The sequence below is a fragment of the Methylobacterium radiodurans genome, from assembly GCF_003173735.1.
In the GTDB taxonomy this organism is placed as follows: Bacteria; Pseudomonadota; Alphaproteobacteria; order Rhizobiales; family Beijerinckiaceae; genus Methylobacterium; species Methylobacterium radiodurans.
In genome coordinates this window covers 4,978,494-4,996,421 of the sequence record NZ_CP029551.1, presented here as the reverse complement: position 1 = coordinate 4,996,421, position 17,928 = coordinate 4,978,494, and the positions used below count along the sequence as shown (strand labels likewise).

General features: G+C 70.6%; 19 protein-coding genes, 1 tRNA gene and 1 pseudogene. 11 read left to right on the top strand and 10 right to left on the bottom strand.

Annotation, left to right across the window (positions count from 1 at the left end; genetic code table 11):
* Window positions 1–381 precede the first annotated feature (381 nt).
* Window positions 382–539, top strand: a pseudogene (locus DK427_RS23440) (IS3 family transposase); the annotation flags it as partial.
* Window positions 540–921: 382 nt separating this feature from the next.
* On the opposite strand, the gene DK427_RS23435 reads toward DK427_RS23440, so the two are convergent.
* Window positions 922–996, bottom strand: a tRNA-Gln gene (locus DK427_RS23435).
* Between the two features lie 85 nt (window positions 997–1,081).
* Between DK427_RS23435 and DK427_RS23430 the strand changes: the two genes are divergently transcribed.
* On the top strand, window positions 1,082–1,825 hold the full coding sequence (locus DK427_RS23430; RefSeq protein ID WP_109953489.1) for an SDR family oxidoreductase: 744 nt from the start codon (window positions 1,082–1,084) through the stop codon (window positions 1,823–1,825).
* A 114-nt stretch (window positions 1,826–1,939) separates the two neighbouring features.
* Window positions 1,940–3,559, top strand: coding sequence for a peptide chain release factor 3 (locus DK427_RS23425; protein ID WP_109953488.1), 1,620 nt, complete (start codon window positions 1,940–1,942; stop codon window positions 3,557–3,559).
* 22 nt (window positions 3,560–3,581) lie between these two features.
* Here DK427_RS23425 and DK427_RS23420 read toward each other — a convergent pair whose 3' ends face one another.
* Window positions 3,582–4,040, bottom strand: coding sequence for a response regulator (locus DK427_RS23420; RefSeq protein ID WP_109953487.1), 459 nt, complete (start codon window positions 4,038–4,040; stop codon window positions 3,582–3,584).
* 55 nt (window positions 4,041–4,095) lie between these two features.
* Entirely contained in the window at window positions 4,096–4,563 is a 468-nt protein-coding gene (locus DK427_RS23415) for a BLUF domain-containing protein (protein ID WP_109953486.1), read from the bottom strand.
* A gap of 248 nt (window positions 4,564–4,811) precedes the next feature.
* Between DK427_RS23415 and DK427_RS23410 the strand changes: the two genes are divergently transcribed.
* Window positions 4,812–5,225, top strand: coding sequence for a porin (locus DK427_RS23410; RefSeq protein ID WP_109953485.1), 414 nt, complete (start codon window positions 4,812–4,814; stop codon window positions 5,223–5,225).
* A gap of 35 nt (window positions 5,226–5,260) precedes the next feature.
* On the opposite strand, the gene DK427_RS23405 is transcribed toward DK427_RS23410, so the two are convergent.
* Genes DK427_RS23405 through DK427_RS23395 form a run of 3 tightly spaced genes read right to left on the bottom strand, consistent with a single transcriptional unit; the run spans window position 5,261 to window position 7,269 of the window.
* Complete coding sequence (locus DK427_RS23405; RefSeq protein WP_109953484.1) at window positions 5,261–5,743, bottom strand: hypothetical protein; 483 nt, start codon at window positions 5,741–5,743, stop codon at window positions 5,261–5,263.
* Complete coding sequence (locus DK427_RS23400; protein WP_109953483.1) at window positions 5,736–6,104, bottom strand: rod-binding protein; 369 nt, start codon at window positions 6,102–6,104, stop codon at window positions 5,736–5,738. Before DK427_RS23400 ends, DK427_RS23405 begins: the two co-directional genes overlap by 8 nt.
* A 31-nt stretch (window positions 6,105–6,135) precedes the next feature.
* Entirely contained in the window at window positions 6,136–7,269 is a 1,134-nt protein-coding gene (locus DK427_RS23395) for a flagellar basal body P-ring protein FlgI (RefSeq protein ID WP_109953482.1), read from the bottom strand.
* A 243-nt stretch (window positions 7,270–7,512) separates the two neighbouring features.
* On the opposite strand from DK427_RS23395, the gene DK427_RS23390 reads away from it, so the two are divergent.
* The gene (locus tag DK427_RS23390) at window positions 7,513–7,947 is read left to right on the top strand and encodes a flagellar assembly protein FliX (protein WP_109953481.1); all 435 of its coding nucleotides are present in this window, start codon (window positions 7,513–7,515) and stop codon (window positions 7,945–7,947) included.
* 16 nt (window positions 7,948–7,963) lie between these two features.
* Here DK427_RS23390 and DK427_RS23385 read toward each other — a convergent pair whose 3' ends face one another.
* A complete protein-coding gene (locus DK427_RS23385; RefSeq protein ID WP_109953480.1) occupies window positions 7,964–8,836 on the bottom strand; it encodes an EamA family transporter in 873 nt (290 codons plus the stop codon).
* 327 nt (window positions 8,837–9,163) lie between these two features.
* Between DK427_RS23385 and DK427_RS23380 the strand changes: the two genes are divergently transcribed.
* The 4 genes from DK427_RS23380 to DK427_RS23365 all read left to right on the top strand — a co-directional run bounded on the left by DK427_RS23380 (window position 9,164) and on the right by DK427_RS23365 (window position 15,477).
* Complete coding sequence (locus tag DK427_RS23380) at window positions 9,164–10,537, top strand: MBOAT family O-acyltransferase (RefSeq protein WP_109953479.1); 1,374 nt, start codon at window positions 9,164–9,166, stop codon at window positions 10,535–10,537.
* A gap of 4 nt (window positions 10,538–10,541) precedes the next feature.
* A complete protein-coding gene (locus DK427_RS23375; RefSeq protein ID WP_109953478.1) occupies window positions 10,542–11,564 on the top strand; it encodes a hypothetical protein in 1,023 nt (340 codons plus the stop codon).
* 150 nt (window positions 11,565–11,714) lie between these two features.
* Complete coding sequence (dksA, locus tag DK427_RS23370; RefSeq protein WP_109953477.1) at window positions 11,715–12,134, top strand: RNA polymerase-binding protein DksA; 420 nt, start codon at window positions 11,715–11,717, stop codon at window positions 12,132–12,134.
* A gap of 22 nt (window positions 12,135–12,156) precedes the next feature.
* Entirely contained in the window at window positions 12,157–15,477 is a 3,321-nt protein-coding gene (locus DK427_RS23365) for an error-prone DNA polymerase (RefSeq protein WP_109953476.1), read from the top strand.
* Between the two features lie 48 nt (window positions 15,478–15,525).
* On the opposite strand, the gene DK427_RS23360 is transcribed toward DK427_RS23365, so the two are convergent.
* Window positions 15,526–15,870, bottom strand: coding sequence for a cupin domain-containing protein (locus DK427_RS23360; RefSeq protein ID WP_109953475.1), 345 nt, complete (start codon window positions 15,868–15,870; stop codon window positions 15,526–15,528).
* Between the two features lie 100 nt (window positions 15,871–15,970).
* Here DK427_RS23360 and DK427_RS23355 point away from each other — a divergent pair, with 100 nt between their 5' ends.
* A complete protein-coding gene (locus tag DK427_RS23355) occupies window positions 15,971–16,411 on the top strand; it encodes a hypothetical protein (protein ID WP_109953474.1) in 441 nt (146 codons plus the stop codon).
* 30 nt (window positions 16,412–16,441) lie between these two features.
* On the opposite strand, the gene fae is transcribed toward DK427_RS23355, so the two are convergent.
* On the bottom strand, window positions 16,442–16,981 hold the full coding sequence (fae, locus tag DK427_RS23350; protein WP_109953473.1) for a formaldehyde-activating enzyme: 540 nt from the start codon (window positions 16,979–16,981) through the stop codon (window positions 16,442–16,444).
* Window positions 16,982–17,189: 208 nt separating this feature from the next.
* On the opposite strand from fae, the gene DK427_RS23345 reads away from it, so the two are divergent.
* Window positions 17,190–17,417, top strand: coding sequence for a hypothetical protein (locus DK427_RS23345; protein WP_204165224.1), 228 nt, complete (start codon window positions 17,190–17,192; stop codon window positions 17,415–17,417).
* Window positions 17,418–17,420: 3 nt separating this feature from the next.
* Here DK427_RS23345 and DK427_RS23340 read toward each other — a convergent pair whose 3' ends face one another.
* A complete protein-coding gene (locus DK427_RS23340) occupies window positions 17,421–17,861 on the bottom strand; it encodes a hypothetical protein (RefSeq protein ID WP_245930685.1) in 441 nt (146 codons plus the stop codon).
* Window positions 17,862–17,928: the final 67 nt, after the last annotated feature.

Here is a 17,928-nt window from a genome sequence, read left to right as displayed (position 1 = left end):
AGGGTGCCGAATGCTTCAAAGCGGGCGCGAAGGGGGTCCGCTTCGGGGCAGTCTGATATGCTGGTAAGGATCTCGAAAGTACATAATTTCCAATTTCATGCCGGTGCGCGCACATCCCAGTCCGATCCATCTCGGATCACGATGAGCGCTGGGACGGCTCATACACGACGATTTGGCGGTTGGGCGGCAACGAGGTCGAGGCACTAAATGTTCGGTCCCGGCATGCGGCATTGCTCAAGGCGCGCGGATGTCTGAACGGCCATTCCTATGAGAGGTGCAGGCATCATAAGATTGGAGGTCCGTGCCAAAACCTGACGTGACCGGCTGGTGGCTTTGGACCGGGCTGATCGAGAGGATCAGCTAGGACCGAAGGAGTCGGACATGCGACGAGGACAGAAGACGAGCGCGGAGCAGGTCGTGCTGAAGCTGCGCCAGATCGAGGTGCAGACCGCCCAGGGCAAGAGTTTGGCTTTGGCTCAGCTCAGGAGGCGGAGATCTCCGAGCAAAGCTATTACCGATGGCGCAAGGTGTACGGTGGCTGATCGGCCCCCACGCGGTGGTCCAAGTTCTAATTTAGTGCAGGGTCAGTGTGGGAAGCTTCCGCGATTGCAGCCATAGGGCTTCCGTGTCCAAGCAGGTCTGCTGCTAGAACAAAGCTATTTCGAGCGGGTGGCGGTCCGGTTGTCCTCGGTCCGCGTCATCGACGAGGGTGTGGAGTACGACGCGACAAACGTGCGAGCCTTGATGCTGGCCGCACGACTTAACTAAGAGGGGCGTGGCAGGCTGTCGCATCGGGAGATTGGCCAGCAGCTCTCGCACTTATAAGCCCCTGTGCCGACTCTTGTGCGTCGTCGATACACCGTCTGTTCCGGTGTATCGAAAATGTCTCGCTCCGCAAGCTGTTGAAGCGCTTCGGAAGTTTGGCTGGGGCGCCAGGATTCGAACCTGGGAATGGCGGTACCAAAAACCGCTGCCTTACCACTTGGCGACGCCCCAACGGCGGACGGCGCTCTCTAGCCCTGGAACGGGCCCGTGGCAACAGCTATGCAGCGCACGGCTTCTTCGGTCGAGGACGACGGGCATGGGCGCACGGATCGCAGTGATCACCGGGGCCGGATCCGGGATTGGGCGCGCCGTCGCGATGGCGCTCGGCGCCAACGGGTACCACGTCGTACTCAGCGGCCGGCGCCGAGCCTCCCTTGAGGCCGTCGCGCGGGAAGTAGAGGGCGAGACGCTCGTCGTCGAGGCCGACGTCGCGGTCGAGGCCGAGGTCGATCGCCTCTTCGCGCACACACGAGAGGCGTTCGGCCGCGTCGACGTGCTGTTCAACAATGCGGGCATCTTCCCGCGGGCCGCCGCCATCGACGAGATCGCGTTGGCCGACTGGCGCGCGAGCCTCGACACGAATCTTACCGGTGCCTTCCTGTGCACCCGCGCCGCCTTCCGCCTGATGAAGGCGCAAGAGCCGCGGGGCGGGCGCATCATCAACAACGGCTCGATCTCGGCGCAGGTGCCCCGTCCCCACTCCGCACCCTACGCCGCGACGAAGCACGCGATCACCGGGCTGACGAAGGCCACGGCCCTGGATGGGCGGCCCTACGACATCGCCTGCGGGCAGATCGACATCGGCAATGCCGAGACCGAGATGACGCGCGGCTTCGCCCAGAGCGTGCGGCAGGCCGACGGCTCCCTCCGGGCCGAGGCCGTGATGGATGTCCGCCACGTCGCCGATGCGGTCCTCTACATGGCGGGGCTGCCGCTCGCGGCCAACGTCCAGTTCATGACGCTCGCCGCGACCCAGATGCCCTGGATCGGCCGCGGCTGAGCGCGCCGCTTTTGCGCTCCGAGCCCGATCGGCTTACATGCGGACGACCCGCCCCAGAACCATCGAACCCGCCGCGACCGCCCGCCCGGACCCGCGGTGTTCCGAGCTTGCCCCATGCTGATGCAGACCCAGACGAAGGCCGACCCCGCCGAGCAGGATCCCGTGGCGCGGCGACGGACCTTCGCGATCATCTCCCACCCGGATGCCGGCAAGACCACGCTGACCGAGAAGCTCCTGCTCTTCGGCGGCGCCATCCAGCTCGCGGGCGAGGTGAAGGCCAAGCGCAACCGCGTCTCGACCCGCTCCGACTGGATGGGTATCGAGAAGGAGCGCGGTATCTCGGTCGTCACCTCGGTGATGACGTTCGAGTACGGCGACTGCGTCTTCAACCTGCTCGACACGCCGGGCCACGAGGACTTCTCGGAGGACACCTACCGCACGCTCACCGCGGTCGATTCGGCCGTGATGGTGATCGACGCCGCCAAGGGCATCGAGGCGCGCACGCGCAAGCTGTTCGAGGTCTGCCGCTTACGCGACATCCCGATCGTCACCTTCGTGAACAAGCTCGACCGCGAGGCCCGCGACCCGTTCGAGCTCCTCGACGAGATCGAGAAGACGCTCGCCCTCGATGTCGCGCCGGTCACGTGGCCGATCGGCCTCGGGCGCAACTTCGCCGGCACCTACGAACTCGGCGGCAACCGGGTGCGCCGGCTCGACGCCGCGGACGATGCCGGCACGATCCCCGTCTCCGGCCCCGGCGACGCGCTCTTCGACGAGCTCCTCACCGAGGACGGTGCCGCGCAGGCGTGGCGGGACGAGGTGGAACTCGCCGAGGGCGGGCTGAAGGCCTTCGACCTCGCGGCCTTCCGCGAGGGGCACCTCACCCCCGTCTTCTTCGGCTCGGCTCTGCGCAACTTCGGCGTGCGCGACCTCATCGACGGGCTCAGCCGGTTCGCACCGCCGCCGCGCGGGCAGGACGCCGACAAGCGCACCGTCGAGCCCTCCGAGCCGAAGATGACGGGCTTCGTTTTCAAGATCCAGGCGAACATGGACCCGAACCACCGGGACCGCATCGCCTTCATGCGTGTCTGCTCGGGGCGGCTGAACCGGGGCATGAAGGCGCGGCTGGTGCGCACCGGCAAGCCGATCTCGCTCTCGGCGCCGCAGTTCTTCTTCGCGCAGGACCGCGCCATCGCGGACGAGGCCTATGCGGGCGACGTCGTCGGCATCCCCAACCACGGGACCTTGCGCATCGGCGACACGCTCACAGAGGGCGAGGAGATCGTCTTCCGGGGCGTGCCGAGCTTCGCGCCAGAGATCCTACGCCGGATCAAGCTCACCGACGCGATGAAGGCCAAGAAACTGAAGGAGGCTCTCCAGCAGATGGGCGAGGAGGGCGTGGTGCAGGTCTTCCTGCCGCAGGACGGCTCCCAGGCCATCGTCGGCGTCGTCGGCGCGCTGCAGCTCGACGTCTTGAAGGAGCGGCTCGCCGCCGAGTACGGCCTGCCGATCGACTACGAGACCTCACGCTTCACGGTCTGCCGCTGGGTCTCGTCGGATTCGGAAGCCGAGCTCGACAAGTTCGTGGACAGCCACGGCTCCAGCATGGCACGCGACCTCGACGGCGCACCGGTCTTCATGGCCACCACCGCCTTCTCGCTGCGCTACGAGGAGGAGCGCTACCCGGCCGTGCGCTTCACCGACATCAAGGACTACCAGAAGCGGGCCGCCTGAGGGCGGGCCGCTGGGCGAGTCCTCAGAACTTGCCCAGCATCGGGAAGTCGACGCTCAGGCTCGTCTCGGCCGCGACCGGCGCCTCGCGCCGGCGCGGCTTGCCGTTCAGCACCTGCTTCAGCTTCGACTTCAGCACGGCCATGTCGAAGGGCTTCAGGATGAATGCGTCGGCGCCGGCCTGGTGGGCCACGTTGATGTCCTCGAAGTCGAAGGAGGCCTCCGTAAGGATGAAGGGCGTGTTCATCAGGGCGTCGTCGGCGCGAATCTCGCGCAGCAGCGCGATGCCGTCCATCGGCTCCATCTCGAGGTCCGAGATCACCAGGGCGTAGCGGCGCTCGCGCATGCGCTCGAGCGCCTGGAGGGCGTCGGTCACGCCCTCGACATCGGGGAAGCCGATGCGGTTCATCAGCATCACCACGAGGCGCAGGAGCTTTTCCTGGTCGTCGACCACGAGGATCGGAGGCGTCTCGGTCTCGCTCATCGGCGTCTACTCGGGTTCGGAACGCGGGCTGGGCAGTCGAACCGCCATACCCGAACTAGATGAACAGGTGGTCGATGCCCTGCTTAGACATGGCGTCGGACTGCAGCGCGGTCGCGAGCGCCAGGATCGCGCTCGCCTTCGGCGTGCCCCGCTGGAGCGACGGCGTGAGGTTCGCCTTGGCGAAATGGGCCTCGCTGGCCGGCCCGCGGACCACGACCTTGAACGAGTTTACGAACTCGCGCTTCGGAATCTCGCGCCACTCGCAGATGAGCACGTCGCGGTGGCGCTGGTCCTCCGCGATGCGGTTGAAGGTCTCTTGGACGAGCGTGCGCTCGCCCTCGATGATCTGCACGGCGAAGCTCTGGTCGATCATCAGGAAGCTGGTGATCACCGAGAACTCGTTCTTCTTCTGCGCCTGGCGGGTGATGTCGCCGATCTGGCTGGTCCGCAGCTGCGGCTCGGAGGACAGGCTCAACCGCGAGAAGTAGATCAGATGGACGAGGCTCGTCCGCTTGCCGCGCATGCTCCTTCCCCCGACGATCCGCGTGGAGCATGCTAGGCGAGGCCCGATAACGGCGCGTAAACGGCCGCCCGCCGGGCTTCAGCGGTGGAAAGCCAGGGAGCCGACAGGACGGTCCCAGGCGCGGCCGCGGTCTCGCACCGGACGCGGCGAGCGTCGCCGTCGCGTGTCCTGTGTCGGCCACCACGATCCCGCCGCTTTTCAGGGGCTCAGACGCGGGACGCAGCAGGTTCGCGCCGTGAGGTCCGCGCATGGGGTTCGTGTCGCCGTTTTGCTGGCTCGGATGCGCCGCGCTCCTGGTCCTGCTCGCCGGCCCGGCCGCGGCGCAGGACAGGCCCTCGCTCGCCCTTCCGGCTCTCGACTTGCCCAAGCTCGATCTGCCGAAACTCGAATCGCCCGATCGCGCGGCGCCCCCTCGCGCGGTACCGTGGCCGCGCGGCGCGGAAGCCTGCCCGACGCTGGGCACGGGCTTCGTCCGCCTGCCCGGCAGCCGGACCTGCCTTCGTCTCTCGGGGCGCGTCGCGGCGGGCCTCGACCTGCGCGCCGACCGCGCGGGCGCTGCCGCCAGGCCCGACGCGGCGGGCCGCTTCGCCCTGGACACCCGCACCGACACCGATCTCGGCCCGGTGCGCACCTATCTCCGGGTCGGCAGCGGGCATCGCTGAGCGGGGGCTCTGCCGCCCGTCTCAGCGCGCGCCGCTCACAGATTCCGCGACAGGATCAGCGGCCCGCTGCGCACGCCCCGTCCGTAGGGCGAGGGGGCGACCGAGGGACGGCCGTAGGTCATCGGAACAGCGGCCCGGCCGAGATCGTCGGCGAGCGACTTGATCAGGGTCTCCGACACTGAGCGCGCGGTGCCCAGCACCGTCTGGTTGCGCTCGACCGCGGCGGTGAAGCGGCGGTGCTCCGCGCGCAGGCGCTCCAGCCCGCCGGGGGCGAAGCGCGCGAGCGCCACGGCGTTCGCCTTCACGGCCTCCAGCCGCAGCACGTAGGCCGCCGCGAGCGCGCTCTTCTGGGCCGGATCGGCGAGGCCCTGGCGCAGGCGGCCGGTCCCGACCGCACAGCTCTCCGCGGCGAGCAGCGCCTCGAGCGCCTGCATGGCCTCGCTCACCGAGGCGACGAGCGCGTCGGCGCCCGCCTTGTCGGCGACGCGGGGGAGGGGGCTTGCGGCGGAATCAGCCACGGGCCGCCCCGTCCGTCGCCCCCTGGAGCTTCATCATCTCGCGAAACACCTGATCGGCGATGCCGACGCCGCCGCTCTTCACGATCTGGCCGGCATATTCCTTGGTCAGCATCGAGCGGTAGACGCCGCCGCCCGTGCCGTTCTCGCCGAGCGGCCCGTCCGTGCCCTCGGACTGGGTGAGCCGATCGAGCGAGGATTCGAGGAACATCGATTCGAAGTCGGTCGCGGTCTTGCGCAGCTTCGCCGCGGACTGGGCACTCGGCTGCGCGCTCGACTGGCTGGCGGACTGCGCGATGGAGGAGGCGATGGACTTGCCGACACCGATGGCGGCCGAGGCCGCGAAGGTCGCGAGCGGGAGCATGGCGGTTCGGTCTCCTGTATCCGGGGAAAAGTCACATCAGCTCGATGTCGGCCTGCAGCGCGCCCGCCGCCTTGATAGCCTGGAGGATCGAGATCAGGTCGCGCGGGCCGACGCCCAAGGCGTTGAGGCCGTCGACCAGCTCGCGCAGGCTCACGCCCTCCTTGACCAGGGCGAGCTTGTTGCCGTCGCCGGTATCGACCTTCACGCCCGTGCGCGGGACCACCACGGTCTGGCCGTTCGAGAGCGGGGCGGGCTGGCTCACCTGCGGCTGCTCGGTGATGGTGACGGTGAGGTTGCCCTGCGCGATCGCGACCGTCGAGACGCGCACGTCGCGGCCCATCACGATGATGCCGGAGCGCTCGTCGACCACGACCCGCGCGGTCTGGTCCGGCTCGACCTTCAGCTGCTCCACCTCGGTGATCAGTCGGATCATATTGCCGTTGTAGCGGGGCGGGATCTGGATCGTGACGGTGGCCGGATCGGTGGGCTCGGCCGTGTCGGCGCCCATGAAATCGTTGATCGCCGCCGCGATCCGCTTCGAGGTGGTGAAGTCGGGGTTGCGAAGCGACAGGCGCAGCGACCGCGCGTCGTTCAGCTTGAAGGCGATCTCGCGCTCGATATTGGCGCCGTTGGCGATGCGGCCGTTCGTCGGCACGCCGCGGGTGATCTTGGCCGCGTCCCCTTCCGCCGAGAATCCGGCGATGGCCACCGACCCTTGGGCCAGCGCGTAGACCTCGCCGTCGGCGCCGAGCAGCGGCGTTACGAGCAGCGTGCCGCCCTGTAGGGACTTCGCGTCGCCCAGCGAGGAGACGGTGACGTCGATGCGCGTGCCCTGCGCGGCGAAGGGCGGGAGATTCGCCGTCACCATCACGGCGGCGAGGTTCTGGGTCCGCATGGTGGCGCCGCGGGTGTTGACGCCGAGCCGCTCCAGCATCGCCTGGAGCGACTGCTTGGTGAACGGGATGTTGTTGAGCGTGTCGCCCGTGCCGTTGAGGCCGACCACGATGCCGTAGCCGACGAGCTGGTTCTGCCGCACGCCCTCGATCGCCGCGAGGTCCTTCACCCGCGAGAGCGCGAGCGCGGGCTGGGCGAGGCCGAGCACCGAGAGCGCGAGTGCGGCCACCAGACGGGTGAGGAAGCGGAGCGGGAGGGGCAAGGTGTGCATGCCGGCTGTCGGGGCGGTCGGGTCCGGCTTCACCGTTGCCAGCCGCGTGCCACCAGGATGCCGACCTGCAAGCATCTGGCCGGTAAGGATTTTATCGGACGCCCGCATCGAGCGGCCGGCCTCGGTGCCGGTCCCGTTCGTGCCGGGTCGGCAGCTTCTGCCGGGCCGTTTACTGCCGCTTAACCCTGCCGACCGTCTTGTCTCGTACCAGGACGCGCCCCCGCGTTCGGAGTAGTCCTGACGATGCGCGTCGATCCCCGCACCGGTCTCCCCGCCCTGTCCGCCCCGGCGACGACGCGCCGGGCGGAGGGGGCCGCCCGCTTCAACCTGGAGGCGCATGCGGGTGCCGCGCGGGCCGGCGCGACAGCCGGCACCGCTGGCGCGGCGACGCTCGCGGGACTCGACGCCGTGCTGATGCTGCAGACGGAGGCCGATACACCGCAGGAGCGCCGCCGCCGTAGCGTGCGCCGCGGACACGATCTCCTCGACGGGCTCGACCGTCTGAAGGCCGCGCTCCTCGGCGGGCGGGTGGCCGCGCAGGACCTGCGCGCCATCGCCGGGCGGCTCGCCGAGCGCTCAAGCGCCTCAGGCGACCCGCGCCTCGACGGGCTGATGGCCGAGATCGAGCTGCGCGCGGCGGTGGAGCTCGCGAAGCTGGAGAGGCGGCCCGCGGCCTGAACTCCGGACGGCCGCGTCAGGCCGATGAGAGCAGGATAACCCCGCCGATCAGCACCGCGCAGCCGGCGAGGCGCCAGGGGCCTGCCGCCTCGCGCAGGACGATCATGCCCAGCACGGCGCCCACCATCATCGACATCTCGCGCATCGGCGCGACGATGCTCAGCGGCGCGCCGCCGTCGAGCGCCGCCAGGACCAGGATGTAGGAGAGCGGCGACATCAGCCCGACGCCGAGCGCCACCAGCCGGTAGCCCCGCATCGCCGCCCAGGCGCGGCGCGGGTCGGCGAGCACCAGGGGCGCCAGGAGGACGAAGCGCAGCAGGTTGTTGCACCAGTCGAGGACCACGGGCGCGATGCCGAGCGATTTCACCGCGTACGCATCGACCACGGTGTAGGTGGCGATCAGGCCGCCCGTTGCCGTCCCCCACTGGACGCCCGCCGCGCCGCCGGGCCCGCGGAAGGCGGCGAGCCGCCCCTGCGTCGCGATGAGGCCGATGCCGGCGACCACCAGGGCCAGTCCGGCGAGCGCCCGGCCCGAGGGCAGCTCGCCGAGGACGAGGATCGCCCCGAGGCTCGACAGCATCGGCCCCGTGCCCCGCGCGACAGGATAGACGACCGAGAGGTCCGCCACTTGGTAGCCGCGCTGGAGGCAGAGGCTATAGGCCAGATGGATGAGCCCGCTCAGGCCGACGATGGCGGCACCCGCCCAGGTCCAGGCAGCGCCGCCGTTGGCGAGGTGCCAGACCACCCAGGGCGCGTAGGCGACGAAGGCGACGAGGTTGTAGGCGAAGACGAAGAGCGGGCCGAGCGGGGCGGCGCGCTTGGCCAGCAGGTTCCAGCCGGCATGCAGGAAAGACGCGAGGACGACGAGGGACAGGGAGGCGAGCGTCATGGAGATCTCCCGAGAGCGCCGCAGCGCCGGTGATCTCGACGTCTCCGCCCCTGGGCTTTTGTCCCTTGGGTGCAGCCGCGGAACGCCCGCGGTCTCTGCAACGCTCGGTCCAGCGGCGCGCCCGAAGGTGCCTTGCGCCCGGAACCCTAGTTGCCACTCGGTCGATGCGACGAGCCTAGCAGGGCCGGCGTCGGAGGATCAAGGGCGCGGCACGGCCCCGATTGACGCCCCGTCCCCGATCCCCGACAAGGCCGCGGCGAGCGGCCCGATCCCGCGGGCCCGACCGCGATCCGACTCCCTCCGGCGGTGCGGCCGGTTCGACGGCCGATGCTGTTCAACTCCTTCGTCTTCCTTCTCGCCTTCCTGCCGGCCGCCCTGGCGCTCCACGCGCTGACCGAGCGCGTCCGGCCGGATTGGCGTTTGGGCCTGCTCGTCGGGCTCTCCTTCGTCTTCTACGGCTGGTGGGACCCGCGCTTCGTGCCCCTGCTCGCGGCCTCGGTGCTGCTGAACTGGTGGGTGTCGCGCCTCTACCTGCGCGCGCCCGGCCCCTGGCTGATCCCGCTGGCGATCGCCCTCAACCTCGCGGTGCTGGCGCTCTTCAAGTATCTGGACTTCCTCACCGACCTCGCCGACCTGATCCCGGGCGTCGATCTCGCCCGGCCCGGCTGGGTCCTGCCGCTCGGCATCTCGTTCTTCACCTTCCACCACATCATGTACCTGACCGACCTGAGGGCCGGCCGTGCGCCGGGCTTCGGGCTGACCAAGTACGCGCTCTATATCGCCTTCTTCCCGCAGGTTCTCGCCGGCCCGCTCGTGCGCTGGAGCGAGATCATGCACCAGTTCGACGAGCGGCCCTACGACCGCCCGGACGCGGCCGAGCGGGTCGGGCGCGGGCTGATGCTGCTGACTGTCGGCCTCGCCAAGAAGGTGTTCCTGGGCGATCCGCTGGCGGCCTACGTCAACCCGGTCTTCCAGGCGGCCGCGGCCGGCAAGGCCGTGACGGCGGCCGAGGCGTGGCAGGCGACCCTCGGCTTCACCTTCCAGATCTACTTCGACTTCTCGGGCTACACCGACATGGCCCTCGGCATCGCGCTGCTGTTCGGCGTGGTGCTGCCGCAGAACTTCGACGTGCCCTACCGGGCGACCAGCCTGCAGGATTTCTGGCGGCGCTGGCACATGACCCTGTCGCGCTTCCTGCGCGACTACCTCTACATCGGCTTCGGCGGCAACCGCCGGGGCCTTGGCCTTCAGCTCCTGGCGCTCCTCGCCACCATGACGCTCGGCGGGCTCTGGCACGGGGCCGGGCTCACCTTCGTGGTCTGGGGCGCGCTGCACGGGGCGGGCCTCGGCGCGGGCGTGCTCTGGCGCCGGACCGGCCTGCCGATGCCGGCCCCTGTCGGATGGGTGCTGACCGGTCTCTTCGTGGTACTGACCTGGGTCTTGTTCCGCGCGACCAGCTTCGAGGCGGCGCTCGCGATCTACAAGGGGCTCTTCGGCCTCACCGAGTTCGGCTCCGGCTTCAAGTGGCGCGCCCTCCTGCCGGCGGCGCTCGTCGCGCTCGTCGGACCGACCGCCTGGGCCGCGGTCCACCGCCTGCCGCCCCGGCGCGGGCTCGCCATCCTGTTCGGACTCCTGTTCGTGGTCGTGCTCCTGAAGATCGGGGACGATGCGAACTACGAGTTCATCTACTTCCAGTTCTGAGCCGATGCCCGCGCGCGAAACTCAAGAGCGGAGCGGGGACGCGTGGCGCGGCTTCGCCCGGCTCCTCGTCGGCACGGCCGCCGCGCTGGCGCTCGGCTATCTGGCGCTCGCCTTCGCGGTCGATCCCTACGACAGCGGGCGCTCGAGGCTGTTCTCGGTCGGCGCGGTCCGGCCGCAGGGACCGCGCACCGCCGCGGCCGTCCGCGGGCGCGACGCCGCCTTCTCGGGCGCCATCATCGGCAACTCGCACATCCAGCTGATCGAGCCGGCGCGGCTCTCCGCGCTCACCCACATCCCCTTCGTGCAACTCGCAATCCCCGCCACGGGCCCCGGCGAGCAGCTCAGCGTCCTCGACTGGTTCCTGCGCCACCACCCGGCGCCCGCCGCCATCGTGCTGGCCCCGGACGACTTCTGGTGCACCGACGACCCGGCGCTCGCCAACGACAAGCCCTTCCCGTTCTGGCTGTTCGCCCGCGACCTGCCGGGCTACCTGCGCGGCCTGATGCGCTACGCCGTCGCCCAGGAGGTCGTCGGCCGGATCGGCTGGCTCGTGAAGACGCGGCGCCCGCTCGCCCGTGCGGATGGCTGGTGGGACTACGAGCCGGACTACCTCAACCTCGGCTTCGGCCGCGACCCGAAATGGGAGGCGACCCGCGAGGCGCCGGTGCCGGACACGCCCGATCCCCGCAAGGCCGGTCCCTTCCCGGCGGCCGAGCGCCTGCGGGCGGCTCTCGCCCAGGTGCCGGCGGAGACAGCGGTCGTCGCCGTGCAACCGCCGGTCTACCACGCCGGCCTGCCGCGCCCCGGCACCCCCCGTGCCGCCGCGGAAGCCGCCTGCGCGGCGGCGATCGGGCAGGCGCTGGCGACGCATCCCCGCAGTGCCCTCCTCGATTGGCGCCGGGACGGCGAGACGGCGCGCGACCCGGCCCTGTTCTTCGACCGGACGCATTACCGCCACCCGCTCGCCCGCCGCGTCGCGGAGGACATCGCCGCCGCGATCCTCCGTCTGCGCGCCCCGAAGGAGTAGTGGACCGTGGCCGCGAAGCCGCAGCCGCGCGGGCCCGTGACATCCGGGTCCGAACCTTGCGTTGGCCTCCGTTGTAGCAGCAAAGCGCCTCGACTATACGGCACGGGACATCGCCGCCGGCAGGCTGCACGCAGAATGTGAGGGCGAGACATGGCGAAGGTAACGCTGGAGGACGGCTACGCCCCGTCCGACGACGAGCCCTTCATGAATGACCGGCAGCGCGAGTATTTCCGGCGCAAGCTTCTGAGCTGGAAAAGCGACATCCTGCGCGAGGCGCAGGACACGCTGGCCGCCCTCCAGAGCGAGAACGAGAACCACCCCGACATCGCCGACCGTGCCTCTTCCGAGACCGACCGGGCGATCGAGTTGCGCGCCCGCGACCGTCAGCGCAAACTCACCGGCAAGATTGACGCCGCGCTCGCCCGGATCGAGGACGGCTCCTACGGCTACTGCGAGGAGACAGGCGAGCCGATCTCCCTGAAGCGCCTCGACGCGCGGCCCATCGCCACCCTGTCGCTGGAGGCGCAGGAGCGCCACGAGCGCCGCGAGCGGGTCTACCGCGACGACTGACCGGGATCCCGGAGGGGCGGGCGTGACGGGGTACGCGGAACTCGCCGTCCAGACCAACTTCTCCTTCCTACGCGGCGCCTCGCATCCGCAGGAATACGTGGAGCAGGCGCTGGCCTACGGGCTCGACGCCATCGGCATCGCCGACCGCAACACCACGGCCGGGCTGGTGCGCGCCTACGCGGCGGCGCGGGTGAAGCCCGGGGGCCCGCGAAAGCCCGGCGATCCCGAGACCTGGAAAATCCGCTTCCTGCCGGGCGTTCGCCTCGTCACAGAGGAGGGCTTCGAGGCGATCGCCTACCCGATGGACCGGGCGGCCTACGGCCGGCTCTGCCGCCTGCTCTCGGCCGGCAACCGGCGCGCGACCAAGGGTGCGTGCCGCTTCGGCTTCGAGGAGATGCTGGACGCGTGCGCGGGCCAGATCCTGATCGCGCTGCCGCCCGAGGGCGGGATCGAGCCGCCGGAGGACTTCATAGCACACCTCGCCCGCCTCGCCGCGGCGGCGCCCGGCCGGACCTATCTGGCCGGCAGCCACCGGCGACGCGGCGACGAGCGCGCCCGGCTCGGGCGCTTGGCCCAGATCGGCGATCGGCTCGGCGCACCGCTCGTCGCGGTCTCGGACGCGCTCTACCACCACCCGGACCGGCGCCCGCTGCAGGACGTGGTCTCCTGCATCCGGGAAGGCTGCACCCTGGCCGAGGCCGGCTACCGGATGGAAGCGAACGCCGAGCGCCACCTGAAGCCGGGCGACGCGATGGCCCGGCTCTTCGCCGACCATCCGGAAGCGCTGGCCCGCACGGTCGAGATCGCCGAGTCCTGCAGCTTCTCGCTCGGCGACCTCGCCTACGAGTACCCGGACGAGCCCGTGCCGCCCGGCTGGACGGCGCAGGCCTACCTGGAGGCGAAGACCTTCGAGCGGGCGCGCTGGCGCTATCCGGAGGGCGTGCCGAACCCGGTCGCGTCAACTTTGCGCGCGGAACTCGGGCTCATCGCGAAGATGGGCTACGCCCGCTACTTCCTCACCCTTTTCGACGTAGTGGAGTTCGCCCGCTCGCGGGGCATCCTCTGCCAGGGGCGGGGCTCGGCGGCCAACTCCGCCGTCTGCTACTGCCTCGGCATCACCGCGGTCGATCCGACCAAGATCCGGCTGCTGTTTGCCCGCTTCATCTCCGAGAACCGGGACGAGCCGCCCGACATCGACGTCGATTTCGAGCACGAGCGCCGCGAGGAGGTGATCCAGTACCTCTACGGGAAGTATGGCCGGGAGCGCGCCGCGATCTGCGCGACCGTGATCCACTACCGTCCCCGCTCGGCGATCCGCGAGGTCGGCAAGGTGCTGGGCCTCTCCGAGGACGTGGCCGCGTCCCTCGCCGACACGGTCTGGGGCTCCTGGGGCAAGGACCTGCCGGACGCCCACATCGCGCAGGCCGGCTTCGACCCGAGGAACCCCGCGATCCGGCAGGCGGTCGATCTCGCGACCGCTCTGGTCGGCTTCCCGCGCCACCTGTCCCAGCATGTCGGCGGCTTCGTGCTGACCCGGGAACGCCTCGACGAGACCGTGCCGGTCGGCAACGCCGCGATGCCGGGGCGCACCTTCATCGAGTGGGACAAGGACGACATCGACGTGGTCGGCCTGATGAAGGTCGACGTGCTGGCGCTCGGCATGCTGAGCTGCCTGCGGCGCGGCCTCGCCTTCCTGGAGGAGGATTACGGCCTCCGTTACGAGACCCTGGCCGACCTGCCGGCAGAGGAGGCGGACGTCTACGCCATGCTGGCCCGGGCCGATTCGGTCGGCGTGTTCCAGGTCGAGAGCCGGGCCCAGATGGCGATGCTGCCGCGCCTGCGGCCCAGGGAGTTCTACGACCTCGTGGTGCAGGTCGCGATCGTGCGGCCGGGCCCGATCCAGGGCGACATGGTCCATCCCTACCTGCGCCGCCGCACCGGCGAGGAGCCCGCCACCTACCCGGCGCCTCATCCGGACCACGGGCCGAAGGACGAGCTCCGCGCCCTGCTACAGCGGACCTACGGCGTGCCGCTCTTTCAGGAGCACGCCATGCAGATCGCCATCACGGCGGCGGGCTTCACGCCGGCCGAGGCGGACGGCCTGCGGCGCGCCATGGCGACCTTCCGGCATGTCGGAACGATCGGAGGCTACGAGCAGAAATTCGTCGGCGGCATGACGGCCCGCGGCTACGCGCGCGACTTCGCGGAACGCTGCTTCAAGCAGATCAAGGGCTTCTCGACCTACGGCTTCCCGGAGAGCCACGCGGCGAGCTTCGCGCTCCTCGTCTACGCCTCGGCCTGGCTGAAGTGCCGGCACCCCGACGTGTTCCTGGCCGCGATCCTGAACGCGCAGCCGATGGGCTTCTACCGGCCGGCCCAGCTCGTGCGCGACGCCCGCGCCCACGGCGTCGAGGTGCGGGGTATCGATGTCAACGCCAGCGCCTGGGACTGCACCCTGGAGCCCGCCGCCGAAGCCACGCCGCCCGGCACCGCGCGGCGGCTCGCGGTGCGCCTGGGCTTTCGCCTCGTCAGCGGCCTGCCGGAGGCCGCGCTACGGCGCCTCGTGGACCTCCGGGCCAACGGCTACGCCAGCATCGAGGGGCTGCAGGCGGCGCTGGGCCTGCCCCGGGCCGTTCTCGAACGGCTCGCGGAGGCCGACGCCTTCCGCTCGCTCGGCCTCGACCGGCGCGGCGCGCTCTGGGCCGTGCGCACCCTCGACGGGGGAGGGGCCCGCCGCGCGCCGGAGGCGGAGGAGCGGCGCGCGCATCTGCTGGAAGCGCCCCTGCCGCTCTTCGCCCTCCACGCCGACGACGGCCTGTTCCGCCACGAGCCGGCCGTCGATCTGCCCGCGATGCCGCCCTCCGAGGCGGTCGCGGAGGACTACACCGCGACCGGTCTCTCGCTGCAGGGGCACCCGGTCGCCTTCTTCCGCACGCGGCTCGCCCGGATCGGCGTCGTGCCGGCCCGCGACCATCTCGATCCGGGGCTGCCCCTGAACGCCCGCCTCAGCGTGGCGGGCCTCGTCCTGACGCGGCAGCGGCCGGGCACCGCCAAGGGCGTGGTGTTCCTGACCCTGGAGGACGAGACCGGCATCGCCAACGTCATCGTCTGGAAGTCGGTCTTCGAGGCGAACCGCCACGTCGCGATGAATGCCCGGTTCCTGGCCGTGCAGGGCCGGGTGCAGCGGGCGGGCGCTGTGGTCCACCTGATCTCGGAGCGGTTTCGCGATCTCACCGGCGAGCTGCGGCAGCTACGCGACGGCGGCCTGCGCCTCGACCCGGAGACGAACGATTTCAGCGCGGACGTCGACCGGCGGGTCTTCCGCAGCCGCGACTTCCACTGATCGCACGAAGGCTGGGTATCCTCCCCCTCGTGCAGGGACGGGGCTGCGTCAGCCGTCCCGCCGCGGGGGGCAGTGCACGGCCAGCCACACGGTCGGCTCGTCCGGGCTGGTCCACGCGACCCGGTGGCGGGTGCCTGCCGGCAGCAGAACATGATCGCCCGGCGTGAGGGCACGGTCCTCCGCCTCGTCGGCGAGGCGCAGGCGGGCGGCGCCCGCGAGAACCAGCACCCACTCGTCCCACGGCTGGTCGTACCAGAAGCCCGGAGGGCTGGCGTGACCCGTCGAGACGATCCGCTCGATCCGCAGGTCCGGCCGGGACAGGATCTCGGAGAGCATCTCCTCGGGCAGGCTGGGGGGCAGGCCGGCGAGAAGGTTGGCAGGGGCAGGGGGCATGGGACGCTCCGGTGACCTCGGACTCTGCCCCGCTGCCTACTGGAGGGAAAGCCTGCGCGGAGGCTCGACAGTGCGGCGGCCCTGCTTCATGCCTAGGTCCATGCTGCGCCTCGCCCTCGCCTGCCTCCTCCTCATCACTGGCGCCGCCCGCGCGGACGAGTGCGACGGTCTCGCCCGCCAGATCGCCGAGTCGATCGGCGGCAAGGTCGGCCGGCGCTCCGGCCCCAGCATCGACATCCGTATGCCGGGCGCGATCAAGGTCGACGTGACCTGCCGGGCCGAGCCGATCGTGCAGGCGAGTTCCGCCGAGGCTCAGCCCTCGCCGGCGTTCTTCAACGATCTCGCGGTCGCCTCGCAGATCCTGGTCGGCGAACCGGCCGCGACCGTCGCCCGAATCATCGCCCGGGCGCACGCCGCCTCGCTCGCCGAGCGGCGCAAGTCCTTCATCCAGCAGAACGGCTGGTCGGCGAGCTGCTACACCGATCCGGGGGGTAGCAGCTTCCGCACGCTCTGCTCGGTCGGGCGCATCCCGCCGGGGTGAGACGCGCCGGTCGAGCGCGTCCCGCGGCGATCAGTAGTCGATCACGTCTTCCAGCGCGTAGTGCTTCACCGTCTTGCGGTTGGCGATCAGCTCCTCGACGGTCGGCTCGCCCTTCATCGCGCGGCCGATGGCGAGCTTCGTGGCCTCGTAGTTGGTGCGGTAGAGGTCCTTGCGGTCGAGATCCTCGTGAGCGGCGCAGCGCTCGTCCAGCCAGATCATGATGATCATGCAGAGCTCGTCGAGCCCGTCCTGGGGAAGGATGCCCTCGATGATGCAGTCGATGATGGCGTCGCCGGTCGCCGCCTGGACGACGCCGCCGAGCAGTTCGGCGTACTCGGCCGTGTGGATGGTGACCTTGGTGGTCATCATGGTGGCCGGGCGCACCAGCTGGTTGAGGTCGCGCACCACGAACATGCGGGTGTGGCCCTGCACCTGACCCATCATCGACGCGAAGGCCTGGCCCACCGGGCCGCGGACCGAACCGATCAGCACCTCGGGCATCGCGTCTGTGTACTGCCCCTCGGCGGCGAGCACGGTGGCCTCGCCGGTGCGGAACCAGATCTCGGACATGGTCTTTCCCTTGCGCTGTTGTCGGGGCGTTTCTTCGGGCGCTGCTCGGGGCTGTTCTTGTGCGAGCGCCGAGCGGGGCCGCGCCTCGGGCGGGAGAAGCACCGCGGGCGCCGCAGGTCAATCGCCCGGGCCTCTGGTCAGGCGGGATTCGATCGGCCATTGAGGCGGACGGACCTGCCGCGGGGGCGGGCGTGTCCGGGACGGGAAGATGCGGATGCCGGGTCAGGGCAGAGAGACGGGCGGCTGGAGCCTCGCCGCCACGCCGGTCGCCGACGGCGTGCGGCTCGAACTCGGGCTCGCCGATCTCGGCGGCGCGCCGGCGACCGCGATCATCACCCTCGACCGGTCCGAGGCCCGCGCCTTCGCCCGGGCGCTGCTCGCCGCCGCGGGCGACGCGGCGGAGCGGACCTTCACGCCGCCGCCGGAGCGGGATTAGGCCTCAGCGCGGCCCGAGTCCCGGATTGATCCTGCCCGGCAGCCGCGGCACCGTGGTGCCGCGCGGCTCGATCGGCGCGGCGCAGGTGTAGCGGAACTCGGTCTGCAGGTCGTTGAAGACCCGCTCGCCGACGATCCTGCAATCCTCCCGCACGGTCTCATCCAGATAGGTGCGGGCCGCGAGCCGGAAGCGCTCGACCCGCGTCTCGGCCGGATCGCGCCCACGGAAGGCCTCGCCGACGCTGCAGCCGGTCACCTCCCGCAGGGTGTTGGAGACGACCAGCATGCTGCGGGTCTGGCGCTGGTCGTAGACCTCGTAAGGGTCCTTGCAGCCGATCGTCACCACCTGCGGGGTGAGGCTGACATAGGTCTTCGAGATGTAGGCGAAGCCCGTGCAGCCCCCGAGAGTGAGCGCCAGGACGAGCGCGCCTGCGAGCCGTCGCATCCTCGTCGCCACTCCGTCACGCGCCCTCGGGAAGGCGCATTGAAACGGCTCCGCTTGTCGGGTCAAG